Source organism: Virgibacillus tibetensis, from assembly GCF_036026595.1.
Taxonomy (GTDB): Bacteria; Bacillota; Bacilli; order Bacillales; family Amphibacillaceae; genus Virgibacillus_P; species Virgibacillus_P tibetensis.
On the sequence record NZ_JARZFX010000029.1, the window covers coordinates 1 to 14,653 of the forward strand.

15 protein-coding genes and 1 pseudogene are annotated in these 14,653 nt (G+C 39.0%); all 16 read right to left on the reverse strand.

Features of this window, described 5'->3' with window-relative positions; all coding sequences use genetic code 11:
• Positions 1–726 precede the first annotated feature (726 nt).
• The 16 genes and pseudogenes from lysS to QGM71_RS21470 all read right to left on the reverse strand — a co-directional run bounded on the left by lysS (position 727) and on the right by QGM71_RS21470 (position 14,444).
• Positions 727–2,184 carry a lysine--tRNA ligase gene (gene lysS, locus QGM71_RS21395; protein ID WP_327609597.1) on the reverse strand — a complete coding sequence of 486 codons (1,458 nt, stop codon included), beginning with the start codon at positions 2,182–2,184 and terminating at the stop codon, positions 727–729.
• A 189-nt stretch (positions 2,185–2,373) separates the two neighbouring features.
• Entirely contained in the window at positions 2,374–2,514 is a 141-nt protein-coding gene (locus tag QGM71_RS21400; RefSeq protein WP_327609584.1) for a hypothetical protein, read from the reverse strand.
• Positions 2,472–2,588, reverse strand: a pseudogene (locus QGM71_RS21405) (tRNA-dihydrouridine synthase); the annotation flags it as partial. The pseudogene QGM71_RS21405 and the gene QGM71_RS21400, both read right to left, overlap by 43 nt.
• The gene (locus QGM71_RS21410) at positions 2,589–2,831 is read right to left on the reverse strand and encodes a helix-turn-helix domain-containing protein (protein WP_327609585.1); all 243 of its coding nucleotides are present in this window, start codon (positions 2,829–2,831) and stop codon (positions 2,589–2,591) included.
• Positions 2,801–3,319: a 2-amino-4-hydroxy-6-hydroxymethyldihydropteridine diphosphokinase gene (folK, locus tag QGM71_RS21415; RefSeq protein ID WP_327609586.1), complete on the reverse strand. Its 519-nt coding sequence runs from the start codon at positions 3,317–3,319 to the stop codon at positions 2,801–2,803. The genes QGM71_RS21410 and folK overlap by 31 nt, the downstream gene beginning before the upstream one ends.
• Positions 3,316–3,681, reverse strand: a complete 366-nt coding sequence (folB, locus tag QGM71_RS21420) for a dihydroneopterin aldolase (protein ID WP_327609587.1) — start codon at positions 3,679–3,681, stop codon at positions 3,316–3,318. Before folB ends, folK begins: the two co-directional genes overlap by 4 nt.
• Position 3,682: 1 nt before the next feature.
• Positions 3,683–4,504 (reverse strand): dihydropteroate synthase, encoded by an 822-nt coding sequence (folP, locus tag QGM71_RS21425; RefSeq protein WP_327609588.1) that lies wholly within the window; start codon positions 4,502–4,504, stop codon positions 3,683–3,685.
• Positions 4,505–4,609: 105 nt separating this feature from the next.
• On the reverse strand, positions 4,610–5,536 hold the full coding sequence (gene cysK, locus QGM71_RS21430; protein ID WP_327609589.1) for a cysteine synthase A: 927 nt from the start codon (positions 5,534–5,536) through the stop codon (positions 4,610–4,612).
• 114 nt (positions 5,537–5,650) lie between these two features.
• Positions 5,651–6,556 (reverse strand): peptidylprolyl isomerase, encoded by a 906-nt coding sequence (locus tag QGM71_RS21435; RefSeq protein ID WP_327609590.1) that lies wholly within the window; start codon positions 6,554–6,556, stop codon positions 5,651–5,653.
• Positions 6,557–6,593: 37 nt separating this feature from the next.
• A complete protein-coding gene (hslO, locus tag QGM71_RS21440; protein WP_327609591.1) occupies positions 6,594–7,466 on the reverse strand; it encodes an Hsp33 family molecular chaperone HslO in 873 nt (290 codons plus the stop codon).
• 20 nt (positions 7,467–7,486) lie between these two features.
• On the reverse strand, positions 7,487–8,251 hold the full coding sequence (locus QGM71_RS21445) for a type III pantothenate kinase (protein ID WP_327609598.1): 765 nt from the start codon (positions 8,249–8,251) through the stop codon (positions 7,487–7,489).
• Positions 8,252–8,561: 310 nt separating this feature from the next.
• Positions 8,562–10,592 carry an ATP-dependent zinc metalloprotease FtsH gene (gene ftsH, locus QGM71_RS21450; protein ID WP_327609592.1) on the reverse strand — a complete coding sequence of 677 codons (2,031 nt, stop codon included), beginning with the start codon at positions 10,590–10,592 and terminating at the stop codon, positions 8,562–8,564.
• A 207-nt stretch (positions 10,593–10,799) separates the two neighbouring features.
• Positions 10,800–11,345, reverse strand: a complete 546-nt coding sequence (gene hpt, locus QGM71_RS21455) for a hypoxanthine phosphoribosyltransferase (protein ID WP_327609593.1) — start codon at positions 11,343–11,345, stop codon at positions 10,800–10,802.
• 12 nt (positions 11,346–11,357) lie between these two features.
• Positions 11,358–12,752 (reverse strand): tRNA lysidine(34) synthetase TilS, encoded by a 1,395-nt coding sequence (gene tilS / locus QGM71_RS21460; protein WP_327609594.1) that lies wholly within the window; start codon positions 12,750–12,752, stop codon positions 11,358–11,360.
• A gap of 56 nt (positions 12,753–12,808) precedes the next feature.
• Positions 12,809–13,741: a protein kinase domain-containing protein gene (locus QGM71_RS21465; protein ID WP_327609595.1), complete on the reverse strand. Its 933-nt coding sequence runs from the start codon at positions 13,739–13,741 to the stop codon at positions 12,809–12,811.
• On the reverse strand, positions 13,704–14,444 hold the full coding sequence (locus tag QGM71_RS21470) for a VWA domain-containing protein (RefSeq protein ID WP_327609596.1): 741 nt from the start codon (positions 14,442–14,444) through the stop codon (positions 13,704–13,706). The genes QGM71_RS21465 and QGM71_RS21470 overlap by 38 nt, the downstream gene beginning before the upstream one ends.
• Positions 14,445–14,653: the final 209 nt, after the last annotated feature.

Here is a 14,653-nt window from a genome sequence, read left to right on the forward strand (position 1 = left end):
ATTTCGAAAAACAAATTCATGTTTCTCTTAAGTCCAGCTCCAGCATCCAGCGACTAATTGGCTTCCTTTTCCTCCTTGCGACAAGTCAACATCGATTCACTTGCGTTCATCGTGTTTCCTTTGTCTCATGCGGATCAGTCCAGCCCATACGTCGCTAAGCAGATGCTTTCGCCTTCTTAACATACTGGTTGTTTTGTTCAGTTTTCAAGGAGCAAATTCAATCGCTGCCGTTTAAAGCAACTTTTATATCATAACATTTTTTCACGTTTCTTGTCAACACTTTTTTTAATTCATTTAAAGTGTTTAATTGCTTGCCCCAAATTGGCGACTTGATTAATATACCATGCTGCTTTGTGTAAGTCAACACTTTTTTCATTTCTTTTTTAATGAAGTATATTAAATGATTTTCTATGCTGTTATTTTAAACAACGACATTTAATTTACCACGTTTATTCCATTAAATCAATAGTATTTTACATAGGAATTTACTGGAAATGTATATTGTGATTCTCCCTTTTTACTCAGCCGCTTAACGGAGCTCATACTTAGACTAAGCCTATTCGTTCATTACAAGTGCAAATGCATCGCTACATATCTTAAACTGATTTCCCTCTATGCTAAAGGTACTTACCTGCAGTTCGAAGTTTTTTAATATAAAAATGGCTCTTCCAGACCGATTTATTAATCAAATCGCTTCTTTCAGAGCCATCCTTATACTAACTGATCTTATTTATTTCTCATTTGAGGAAATAGTAATACGTCTCGGATAGATGGTGAATTAGTCAACAGCATAACTAGACGATCAATACCAATACCTAACCCACCTGTTGGAGGCATTCCATATTCCAATGCTTCCAGGAAATCAGCATCCATTAGATGTGCTTCATCATTACCTTCTGTTCTTTCTTTTACTTGTGCTTCAAAACGTTCTCTTTGATCAATTGGATCATTTAATTCACTAAACGCATTTGCGTGTTCACGCCCAACAATAAATAATTCAAACCGATCTGTAAATCGCTCATCTTCTTTATTCTTCTTTGCCAACGGAGAGATTTCTACTGGGTGTCCATAGATAAATGTAGGTTGGATCAGCTCTTCTTCTACTTTTTGCTCAAAGAATTCATTTAAGATATGACCAAATGTCATTGTGTCACTTATAGCAATGCCATGTTCTTTTGCTAATGCGCGTGCTTCTTCATTAGTCATTTGCTTCCAGAAATCTACACCAGTTTTTTCTTTTACTGCGTCAACAATATGAAGTCTTGTCCATTCTGGCTCCAAATCGATTTCTGTTTCTCCATAGGTTACTTTGGCCGTTCCTAATACTTCTTTAGAGATATGGGCAATCAAGTTCTCTGTTAAAGACATAATATCATGATAATCAGCGTACGCCTCATACAATTCAATCATAGTAAACTCTGGGTTATGTCTAGTTGATACCCCTTCATTACGGAAGACGCGTCCAATTTCATATACTTTTTCCATTCCACCTACGATCAACCGCTTCAAATGCAGCTCGATTGCAATTCGCATATACAATTGAATGTCCAATGCATTATGATGGGTCTCGAACGGGCGCGCAGTAGCCCCACCAGGAATGCCATGCATCATCGGGGTTTCCACTTCCAGAAAACCTTGCTCATCAAGATATCGACGCATTGATTGTATGATTTTACTTCTTATTATAAATGTTTCTCTGCTATCCATATTCGTAATCAAGTCCAAATAACGCTGACGGTAACGCTGCTCAATATCTTTGAGTCCGTGATATTTCTCAGGCAATGGACGAAGAGACTTTGTTAATAGGTGAAACTCTGTTGCCTTTACCGATAACTCACCAACGTTTGTTTTAAACATTACGCCAGTAACACCTATAATATCTCCAATGTCAGTGGTTTTAAAGACTTCATACGCTTCGTCACCAATAGCATCTTTGCGCACGTAAATTTGGATTTGTCCACTAAGGTCCTGAAGATGAGCGAAACCCGCTTTTCCTTTACCGCGCTTCGTCATCATTCTGCCAGCGATTGTTACCTGATCTTCTTTGCCCTCTAATTCTTCCTTGGAAAATGTATCGTACAATTCAAGTAGTTCTTTTGCTAAATGTGTTCTTGCATATTTTCCTCCAAATGGATCCAAGCCCTGGTCTCGGTATACATTAAGTTTATCTCGTCTAACTTGCATTTGTTCATTTATTTCTTCTGACACCACTCATCACTCCAGTCATTGTTATAGGTAAGTATATCGGAAAACGCTATTTCTTTCACGAAAATAACCTTCTCTTAACTAATTAAACCTGCTTTGCTTTCTTTATGTACAAAAACCTGCCAGTTAGATCACTGGCAGATTTCTGCTATAACTTTAAAATACCCATTAAGATGCTTGTCTTTCTGCTTTTAATTCAAGAGCGTAGGCATATAAGATATCCAATAACCCCTCACGAGTTTCAGCTTCATTAATACGGCGTCTGATTTTCCCATTGCCAGGTACTTCACTGTTTGATAGATCATCCACGGATTACCTAGTGCCGCACGGCCAATCATTACAGCATCCACACCAGTTTCATCTAAACGCCGCTTCGCAATTTGTTATTCCTCCATATTCTCACCTTTAACATCTTGATTAGCTTCACGCAGTGTCAATTCCTCTTTTGAAATAGCCAACGTGGCAGAAACCCGATCCAGTAACTCATCAGATGCTTGTTTTGTCCCTCGTTCAACAGCACCCATAACCGCAATAGGGACTTCTAATTCATTCGCAAAAGCTATCTGCGTATACCCTTTTAACTTTCGAAAGGCCTTTATTCTTCTCCCGATTCGTTTCGTATCCATTTGACTACATCCTTTTTTTCTCTTTCTGAAAGCCTATCTATATAATCAGCAACAGACTTACGATTTCCGTTTGCTGAAATAATTAAGTTTGGCGCCAGTTCATTTAATGGTATGAGCACAAACGCACGTTCATGCATTCTTGGGTGCGGAATAGTTAACCGCTCCGTTTCACTATTTTCTTGATTATAGACCAAAATGTCAAGGTCTATTGTTCGAGGACCGAACCGGATTTCGCGTTTCCTTCCTAATTCCCGCTCGATTTTTTGGCAAAAACCCAATAAATCCAAGGAAGAAAGCGATGTTTCAATTTCGATTACCATATTTAAAAAGTCTGCTTGATCTGTATATCCTACAGGCGCTGTTTGGTAGATGGACGATTTTTTACTTATTCGGATATGTTCGTGTCCTGAAACTAATTCCAATGCGTTCGCGATATGCTGGTCTCTCGGCTCTATATTTGTTCCCAATGCAACATAGGCTATATTCATTTACTTTTCTCCCTGTAAATCTCCACAGCAACCGAGTGGTAGTGTCCCGGAATGGGAGGATCTGGTTTAATTACTTTTACTGTACAAGCTTCTAATAAGTTGAACGATGTTAACAGTTTTTCTGCTATAGCGCCCGCTACTGCTTCTATTAGATTATATGGCTCTCCCTCTACGATTTCTTTTATTAGTTCGAATGCTTGTCCATAATGAATAGAATCATTCATATCATCTGTTATACCAGGCTTCTTTAAGTCAACTATCATTTCTACATCCACATTAAAACGCTGACCAAGTTTGTTCTCCTCTGGCAGTAATCCGTGATAGCCATAGAATTGTAAATTAGTAAGCAGTATTTTATCCATTTTAACTACCTTCCGAGCTGAGCATTGCATCCATTACCTGCGCTAGCTCTTTATTTATTTTTACATTATGGACCCGAACAATTTGGACACCTTTTGATATACCTAAGCATGTTGTCGCCCCCGTGCCATGATCGCGCTCTTCAGCTGAGAGATCCAGGATCTCCCCTATAAATGTTTTTCTCGATGCTCCAAGTAAAATTGGGTAACCTAAATCTTTGAATTTTTCCAGGTTATTCATTACTGCTAAGTTATCCTTAGCTGTTTTAGCAAACCCCACTCCTGGATCTAGTACTATATTTTCTTTAGGAACTCCTGCCTGTGTTGCAATTTTAATACTTTCATTTAAATCATTCTTCATATCTTCAATTAAAGAATTATAAGTTTTATTTGTACGGTTATGCATCAGAATAATTGGTACGTTGTAACGCGCTGCTACTGTGGCGATCTCCCGTTCCCTTTTAGCACCCCACACATCATTAATAATATCAGCACCTGCTTCAACGGCCTGCCTGGCAACCTCTGCCTTATAGGTATCAATTGATATTGGAATGGTTAGCTTTTCATTTAATGCTTTAATAATAGGGATAATGCGAATCAACTCTTCTTCAAGTGATACAGGCTCGTGATTTGGCCGTGTCGACTCGCCTCCTACATCAATAATATCAGCACCAAGTCTCTCCATCTCCATTGCTTGTTTTACTGCATTTGCAGTTGTTGTGTAAGAGCCTCCGTCTGAAAACGAATCTGGGGTTACATTTAAAATCCCCATTATATGTGTGCGTTCAGCTAAATTATATGTTTTTGTTCTAGTTTTTAAAATCATAAATGATCTACCCTCTTTCACTAATCCTTTGGCTTTTCTATCGTATCATAATGAAAAAAGACTAGCATCTAAAATTATAAGATGCCAGTCTTTTTGTCTTACTTATTATTCTTCATCGAACTGATAAAGTGGTGTAGATAGATATCTCTCCCCATTATCTGGGAATATTGCAAGAACTTTCTTGCCTTTACCTAACTGCTTTGCTACTTTTTTAGCTGCTGCAACAGCAGCACCAGCGGAAATTCCGCCAAGTATTCCGTTTGTTGTTGCTACTTCACGTGATGTTTCAAACGCTTCTTCATTCTCAATAGTAATAACTTCATCGTATATTTCAGTATTTAGTATCTCAGGTACGAACCCTGCACCAATCCCTTGAATCTTATGTGGACCCGGTGCTCTTCCAGATAAAATGGCGGAATCCGTAGGCTCTACTGCATACATTTTAATTCCCTTGAAATGGTCTTTGAGTACTTTACCTGCTCCAGTAATCGTTCCGCCCGTACCAATACCAGATACGAAAGCATCCAATCCATCATTCATCTGTTCAACAATTTCATTTCCAGTTGTACGAGCATGCACTTCTGGATTTGCTTCATTGTTAAACTGCTGCGGCATAAAGTAACCATTTTCTTCTTTAAGTTCCTCAGCCTTTTTGATTGCACCCTTCATACCTTCTGCTCCTGGGGTTAAGACTAACTTTGCCCCATAAGCCCGTAATAAATTACGACGCTCTTTACTCATTGTATCCGGCATTACTAAAACAGCTTTATAACCTTTTGCTGCCGCAACCATCGCCAAGCCTATACCAGTGTTTCCACTTGTAGGTTCGATTATTGTGTCCCCATCTTTTAGGACACCCTCTTTCTCAGCAGCTTCTATCATTGCTATAGCGATACGATCCTTCACTGAACTCCCTGGATTCATAAATTCTAATTTTAAATAGATATCGGCACTGTTTTTGTCTGTCATCCGATTTAATTTAACTATAGGTGTTTCACCAATTAAACCAGCTATATCATTAGCAACTCTCATCAAATTACCTCCTAATCCCTAGTTATTTTGTATGATTTAATTCTAATGTACGTTTTACACATCAGAATGTCAACTAATAAACCAAAAAATAGGCGTTATTTTTATATGCACCGGCTATTCATCATAAAGCCATTCTATGTGTAGTTCATCCCATAACGGATTGGCGTTAAGTGATTGTTCTAATTTTCTCAATGCAAGTTCACTTTCAATGTATGGCTTCATTTCTTCATACGTAAATTTAATAGCAGGAAGTTTGCGGTGGAGATATACTATGGCTACACCAGAATCGGCACGGAATGGTTCACTATAGGAGTGTTCTTCCATGTTATTAGCCACTTCTTCATATCCATTCGGGAAAAACTGACTTGTGGTAAAAATAAACCCGAGGTAACCACCATCGTTTTTTGATTCTTCATCCGTAGAATATTCCTGTGCAAGCAAATCAAAGGAGGCACCATCTTCTAGCTCTTCTATAATCTGTTCTGCAACATCAAAGTTTTGTACAATAATATGTGAAAGCTGCATGGAAGATGTGTAATCGTATTGATTTCCATACGTATTATAATAGGATTCGACTTCATCCTCCGGGATTGAGGTACCTTCAGTTAAAAGCATTTCCAATTGGTACCGGTAGATAATATCATCCCGCCAGTTCTTTGCAATCTGCTCAAATTCTTCTTGACTCATAACACCCTGCATAGCTGTCAACATAGCTGTTTCTCGCTCGATAACCTTTTCATCAATCTCTATATTTCTTTCATCAGCTAACTGCTTTACAACTGCGCCGTCAATCATTGTTTTCAGTTGTTTTTCCCCATGGTTGCTTCTCAGCACAGACATCCATTCATCATAGGATATCTCTTCCCCATCAATTACGGCTACCGGCTGCTCTCTACTTATTTCCGAACCTTCTTCATCTGTACTTATTACAACAGTTTCATCCTTGTTCCAAAACAACAACGAAGCGATATTTGTAATTAAAAGGACGATAATTACACCTAATAGTAATTTTTTGGACATAGGTTTCTTCCCCCTGTATTTCTTGCAGTTCGTTCTATTACAGTTGTTTTATCTCTTCCAATTCTTCTACTGTGAAACGATAGGTTTCATTACAGAAATGACAGTTAGCCTCTGCACCATGATCTTCTTCAATCATCTTTTGGATTTCTTCTTTTCCCAATCCAATAATTGCATTCTCCACTCGCTCCTTCGAGCATTTACAGCGAAATGTCACTGGTAGCGTTTCGTGAAATTTAATCTCTTCTTCACTAAACATTCGCTGTAAGATTTCTTCCGGCGAATTTCCTTCTTGAATAAGGGTTGAAATTGCAGGAAAGGCTTGGATTTGTTCTTCTAAGCGACTAATAATTTCCTCGTCAGCACCAGGCATTACTTGTACAATAAACCCACCCGCAGCAAGAACTGTATGGTCTGGATTAATTAAAACCCCAGCACCTACGGCAGAAGGTGTTTGTTCGGAAGTAGCAAAGTAGTATGTGAAATCCTCACTAATTTCCCCGGAAATAATAGGTACCTCTCCAGTAAAAAAGTCTTTTAAACCTAAATCTTTAATTACACTGATACTGCCTTCTTTTCCTACTGCCCGAGCTACATCCAATTTCCCTTTTTCATTTAAATCAAAATCAACATGGGGGTTCATAACATAGCCCCGCACCTCTCCTTTAGCATTTCCATCAGCTAGAATGGAACCTACTGGCCCATTTCCTTCAATCTTAACCGTAACAGAGTCATCCCCTTTAAGCATTGCTCCCATCATGGTTATTATGGTTATTGTTCTTCCTAAAGCAGCAGAAGTGGTCGCCCATGTGTCATGACGTCTACGCGCTTCTTCTACGGTATCTGTTGAACTTATTGCATATGCACGAACTTTGCCATCATAAACTGTAGCTTTTACAAGATAATCTTTCATGGTGTACTCTCCTTCATTTTTCAATTCAATTGATAAATTAAATACAGACCTTTCAAGGTGAGATGCTGGTCTACATAATTGATCGTTTTTGACTCTTTTGCAATTAATGAAGATAACCCACCTGTAGCAATAACAGTTGCACTTACCTTCATTTGATCCTGCATACGCTTTACTATTCCATCTACTTGTCCTACGTATCCATAAAGAACCCCCGACTGCATTGCCTCAACAGTAGAAGTCCCAATAACGTTCTTTGGAGTTTCAATTTCAATTTTAGGAAGCTTAGAGGCTTTACTGTATAGTGCATCCATAGAGATATTAATCCCCGGAGAAATGATTCCTCCTTCATATTCTTCCTGCTCATTTACATAACAGTACGTGGTCGCAGTACCAAAATCAATTAGTATAAGGGGTGCTCCATACTCTTTTATCGCACCTACAGCATTTACGATACGATCCGCTCCAATTTCTTTTGGGTTAGGATATTTCATTTTCAAAAATGACTGGACTGTTTCTTTCCCTATAACTAAAGGCTCTAAATTGAAATAATCACGGCACATCTTTTCAAGGGCAAACATAATTGGAGGGACTACTGATGAAATTATAACTCCTTCAACAGCCGAAAAAGTGATATCTTTATGGTCGAACAAAGATTTTATTAACATACCAAATTCGTCTTCGGTTTTATGTCGATCGGTCTTAATTCTCCATTCATACTTTAATTGATCTTTCTCAAAGACACCTAACACCGTATTTGTGTTTCCTACATCGAGAACAAATAACATTTCGCCAACCAAACCTTCCTGTCTTTTCTATTTTTTTAATATACCATACTTTAGAATTTATTAGAAAGAACAAAGGCGCAGGGCGCCCGTTTATCACCGTATGCGCTGCCCGCGCATCGCGGGTGGGTCGACGTTGCCGTGCAAAGCGGCAGAGTTAGTCAATCTTCCACTGGCGCAGGAGATTCACTCCAGAGTATAAGATTCACTTAGACTTTCCCTTCTTCAACTGTAGAGGAACGCTGCGTTAACAGGTTGGTTCTAAGAAAATTAAAAGCAGCCACTTACTATTAATAGGTGGCTGCTGCTTATGTTACTTCTTCTTATCCTCTTCATCTGAAGGAGGCGTGTTATCTCTCATAATCGGATCATTAATGTGACTTTTTCTCTCTTCTACTTTGTTATCAGCTTCTTTTTTGGCTTTTTCGAAGGATTCAGGATCTGCATCCTCATCTTTAGACTGGATGTTTACTTTCAAGTCCTCGTTTGGTTTAGTTTCTTCCACCTCAAGCTCCGGAGGAAGTACACCATCTTCAAATAATCCTTTAATCTGTTTGGCATCCAACGTTTCGATTTCTAGAAGTGTTTGCGCAACAAGCTCTAGCTTATCTTTATTTTCGGTAAGAATAGTTCTTGCCCGCTCATAACAAATATTAATAAGGTTTTGCATTTCTTTATCAATATCATGAGCAATTGCATCACTGTAATTTTGTTCGTTTCCAATATCTCTACCCAGGAAGACGTCTCCGCCGCTTCCACTGGTAAATTGAAGTGGACCGATTTTATCACTCATACCAAATTCGGTAATCATTTTACGTGCTATTCCTGTGGCACGCTGGAAGTCATTATGTGCTCCAGTACTTACTTCACCAAAGATAATTTCTTCAGCAACGCGACCACCTAATAGTCCGGTTATTTTATCAAGCAGTTCCGGCTTGGTCATAAAGTAACGATCTTCTCGAGGAAGCATAACTGCATAACCGCCAGCTTGACCACGTGGTACAATCGTAACCTTGTGGACCATATCGGCATCGTCAAGCACCATACCGATAATCGTATGCCCACTCTCATGGTATGCTACAATATTGCGTTCTTTCTTGGAAATAACCCTGCTTTTCTTAGCAGGCCCTGCAATTACACGATCAATTGCCTCATCGACATCTAACATAGTAATTTCAGTTCGATCATTTCTTGCTGTAACAAGAGCCGCCTCATTCAGCAGGTTTTCTAAGTCTGCACCAGAGAAACCTGGTGTACGCATTGCAATAATTTTCAGTTCCACAGATTCATCCAACGGTTTGTTTCTCGCATGGACTTGTAATACTTCCTCACGACCTTTAACATCTGGACGATCCACTGTAATCTGACGGTCAAAACGTCCTGGTCGCAGTAATGCAGGGTCAAGAATGTCTGCACGGTTGGTTGCTGCGATCATGATAATTCCTTCATTCGCACCAAAACCATCCATCTCAACAAGTAGCTGGTTTAGTGTTTGTTCACGTTCATCATGACCTCCACCAAGACCTGCGCCACGTTGTCTACCAACAGCATCTATCTCATCTATAAATATGATACACGGAGCATTTTTCTTCGCATTTTCAAATAGATCACGTACACGAGAAGCACCAACACCTACAAACATCTCCACAAAGTCTGAACCACTAATTGAGAAGAATGGCGTGCCTGCTTCACCTGCAACAGCACGGGCAAGTAATGTTTTACCTGTCCCTGGAGGACCTACCAGAAGTACCCCTTTTGGAATACGTGCACCTACTGCTGTAAATTTGCGAGGATCCTTCAGAAATTCAACAACTTCAACAAGTTCTTGTTTTTCTTCATCTGCTCCTGCAACATCTGTAAAACGAACTTTTTTCTTTTCTTCTGTGTACATTTTTGCTTTACTTTTACCAAAGTTCATGACTCGGCCACCGCCGCCGCCACCTTGTGCTTGGCTAAGAATAAACAAGAAAAATAGTCCTATAATCAGAAACGGAATCATTGTCGTTAAGAACGTAACCCATCCGCTTGGTTGTTCCTCTTCTGCTACTTTAAGTACACTTTGTTCATTTGCTTGATCTGTTATTGACGCAATGATATCTGTGTTATCCGGTACTTGCGCAACGAATTGCTGACCTTTATCCGTCAACGTTCCTGTGTAGCGAATAATACCGTTTGCAGGCTGCATCGTCATTTCTTCGATTTCACCATTATTTAAAGCCTGAATAAATTGTTGTACATTAAATTGTTCTGCTTCTTCATTTTGTCCATTGAATACTCCTATAATGCCGACTACGACTAGAAATATGAGTACCCAAAAGAATACATTCCGAAATATCCGGTTCATTGCCTACCTCCTCCCAAGCGGGGAAAAACTATATAACATCGTACCATATGAAAAAGTTGGAATACAACTAATTTAACTCTAAATCCATTATTTAATTTGTTCCTGTAAAACATGCTTATGATATCCATAAAAAATATTTTTTATTTTTAAGCGTAGAATGGGTTATTAAATTAATACTTTTATATCTGACTTCAAATCGCCCTGATTCTATTCTTCTCCGCCATAAATCTTTGGCTTTAACACACCAATATAAGGTAAATTGCGGTATTTCTCCTGGTAGTCCAATCCATACCCTACAACAAATTCATTTGGGACTTCAAAGCCTATCAGGTCCGCTTTGATATCTGCTGTTCTTCCCGATGGTTTATCGAGCAGTGTTACAATTTTAATTGACTTGGCTTTGCGGTATTTAAACAGGTCAACCAGATACCCCAGTGTTAGACCACTATCAATAATATCTTCAATTATTAACAGATCTCGTCCTTCCACTTGCGTATTAAGGTCTTTCACAATCTTCACTTCACCTGATGAACGCATCTCATTGCCATAGCTTGAGACGTCCATAAAGTCCATTTCCAAATGAATCTCTGTGTAGCGCAGAACATCTGACATAAAAGGCATTGCACCCTTTAGAACTCCGATCGCTAATGGGAACTTCCCACTGTATTCCTTAGTGAGCTGTTGCCCGAGCTCTCTGCACTTTCTTTCTATTTCCTCTTCTGATATTAAAACCTCTTTAATATCGTTATGCATATACTGTTCCTCCTACAAGCTGCCATTTTCATAGTGTACTCGGATGTAAGAAGCGTTTCTTCCCACTTCCTTTTCAGGTTGTCCTTTTTTTAGCCCGATAAGCCATAAAACTTCTCCATTGTTATCAATCAAAATTGGCCACTTATTTCTATCTTTTCGTGGCACCTTTGCATCGATAAAAATATCCTTGATCTTTTTACTTCCATCTAATCCTTTCCAACGCATTCTGTCTCCTCGTTGGCGTGTTCGAATATGTAATGGTAAAGCAACCTGTTCTATCTCACAAATGTAAGTCTGTTCATTTTGTTCAGAATAAACACTTACATAGTCAGCACGAACCATGGAGCCGTCTGGTAATTTAATTTCCCCGGGTATCTCCAGTGTTTTGTGATAAGAAGAATCGTGATGCTCAGCAAAATAGATAACCATTTTTTCATAAGACTTTTCCAACTTTAAATTGGATGGAAAGTCAATTTGAACATTGCTTTTATCACTTTTTAACAATGCGAAAAAATCCTGCTCATGTATATAGGATAAACTTCCAGGCAAATCATCATACAGATAGTTTAATATTAGATGAAAGGCACGCCTTTGTAAAGCATATGAATGTGTTTTAAATAGACTGATTTCAAATGATGCTTGCTTACTTTCAGCATGAAAGACCACCGTACGATCAACAAGCTTGGATGCTTCTTGCCGGAGATAACTTTCGTCTTCCTGAAGTGTTTCACTTAAGTATTGTACTGTATTATGTATATTGCTGTTTTTCTCTTTTATTAATGGAAGTAAGTACTTCCTAAAATAATTTCTGGTGTATTCTGTTTCATGATTTGTTGGATCTATTCTTGGTGCTATACGGTTCTCCAAGCAATAAGTAAGGATTTGCTCTTTAGATACACATAGTAAGGGACGGATAATGTGGCCTGCTGCGAAGTTACGTTTAACTGGGATTCCAGAAAAGGCACTTGAATCGGCCGTTCTCACAAGACTCATCAGCATAGTCTCTACTTGATCATCTCCATGGTGTCCCAATGCTAAGTATGCTGCATCATGATATTTCATTTGCTGTTCAAAAAATTGATAGCGAAGTTCTCTTGCTGCAAGTTGTGTACCTAGATGCTTTTCTATTTTGTACGAGGGAACATCCACAGAGGTTCCAATGAATGTAATGTTCCATTGATCACATATATGCCTTACATAGTCCATATCTGCCTTCGACTCATCTCCTCTTAGCTGATGGTCAACCGAAATTGCAATCAATTGTAAGTTCCACTCTTCTCTAATAGAATGTAAAAAATGGAGTAAAGCCATCGAGTCGGGACCACCAGAGACACCTACTAATACAGTTGTATCTTCCATCAGCAGTCCATGTTTTTTAATAAACGTAGTTATGGTTTTATTGATCATGTTTCCATTCAACCCCAAGTTAGCAATCTATCTTTACCCTATCATACCTTTTTCCACTATAAAAGTAGAGAAAAAAGGTAATACCCTGCAGCTATAATTGTAATCCCACCTGCTTCTATAAAAAAAGCGATGTTCGTTTCTTTTTTTCGCTTTAACCTTGATCGTTTCTTTTTTTGAAGCCGATAGAGTATATCCGTAATTTCCCGTTTCATCTCAGCACTGGTTTGGTATTTTCCTACTATTGCTTTCTTAAGTGGAATGCTATATGGATGTAATATCTTTACATCATTTATTTTTTTAAAAATTACTTTTTCAGGAGGGGCACCTCTTTCAAAATGATTCGGATAATAAACATTTAAAAAGACCATAACAAATGCAAACAAATCATAGCTCGGTTCGGCACGCCTTGATCCTAGCCCCCAATAGCCTCTATCATAAAACTCGGTATATTCCTTAATTGCTCTTCCTATTTGAGTGGTTCCGCCTACATCAACCCAACGTACTCTGGGAGGTGAATTCAGAATGAGGAGATTTTCAGTCTTTAAATCACCGAAGACCCAGCCAGACTGATGCAATCGTTCAAGATCCTCCAATAATTGAAGCATGAAGACACCTACCCACTCTCTTCCATGACTCTTGAGAAAGGATGCCATCGACTCGCCCCGTAAATACTCCATTACATAAAAGGCATAGGTTACACCGGATGGCGAAGTCCAATCATCTACATCTATTAAATAAGGTCCAAGACGATTTCCTTGGACCTTTCCGAGCGACTTTAACACATTGACTTCAACCGTCATTGATGTACTTTTATCACTAATTTTCAGTGCTGCAGGTTTGCCATTTGTTTCACACAGGTAAACAGTTCCAATCGCCCCGGATCCGAGTTTCTCTTTTATGAGATAACTCTTTTTATGCCATTTTCCCTTTAATTGCATTCCAGGCCTTACCTCAATGCCATGCTTCTTCCATTCCTGGTTCATCTTCATCTCTAAAGCTCCTTAGTAAGCTCTTCTTACCAAATTGATACATTGCCTCTCGAATAGCCGGTCCTGTTGGAGTAATTCCACCACTGGTAAGCTTTGGAAAAATAGTGGATACAGCATCCAGTTTAGGTGACCAATCAAATACTTTTTGAATATCCTTTCGTTTTCCTGGAAAACTGAAGATACAAAAACGATTACGGCCTATTCTCGCATTTAAGCTTATGGAAAGATCTATTAGTGCCTCTTTAACTGTAGGGAGTTTATCATGCATACTTGCGCTCGTATCAACCAAAACAAGCACCTCAAGATCACAAGTTTCCCCCATGTCTTCTACAACTTCCATGATTTCTCCCCGTTTTTCCGGTTCAAGGTCCTCCAACGATTGATTTGATCCTAATATTTGCTTCAATTCTTTATTAACAAAACCCTGCAATGTTTGTGTCATTGCTTGTTTCGTTACCATTTGAACAGTTTGAGATAAAGCCTGTTTATACACTAATTGACTAACACCACCCCCAGACAGAGCTACATCTTCTACTTCCTGCAACCCTTCTGGCTGTTCTGTTTGATCATCATCTAATATTCCAATTACATTTACGGTTATCCCTTGCTGATAAGCTAAAGCAGCTGTTGCAGCAGGATCCTCACCTTTATTCGAACACCCATCCGTTATCAGCAAGATCTGCTTCAATGTTCCTTTTCTCACGCCCAATTACCTCCCAACTATTTCCCCAACATTATCGCCAAAAATAAAAAAAAGTATACATAGAAAAGCGGAGGCGACTGGTCAGAGGTGCACGCATAAGCAAGGGACCGAAGAGTACACGATCTTCTGTACTCGAAGTGTTCATTGCTTATGACGGGAACCTCTAGGAGCCGGAACTAGACATAGAAAAGTGCAGGCGACTGGTCAGA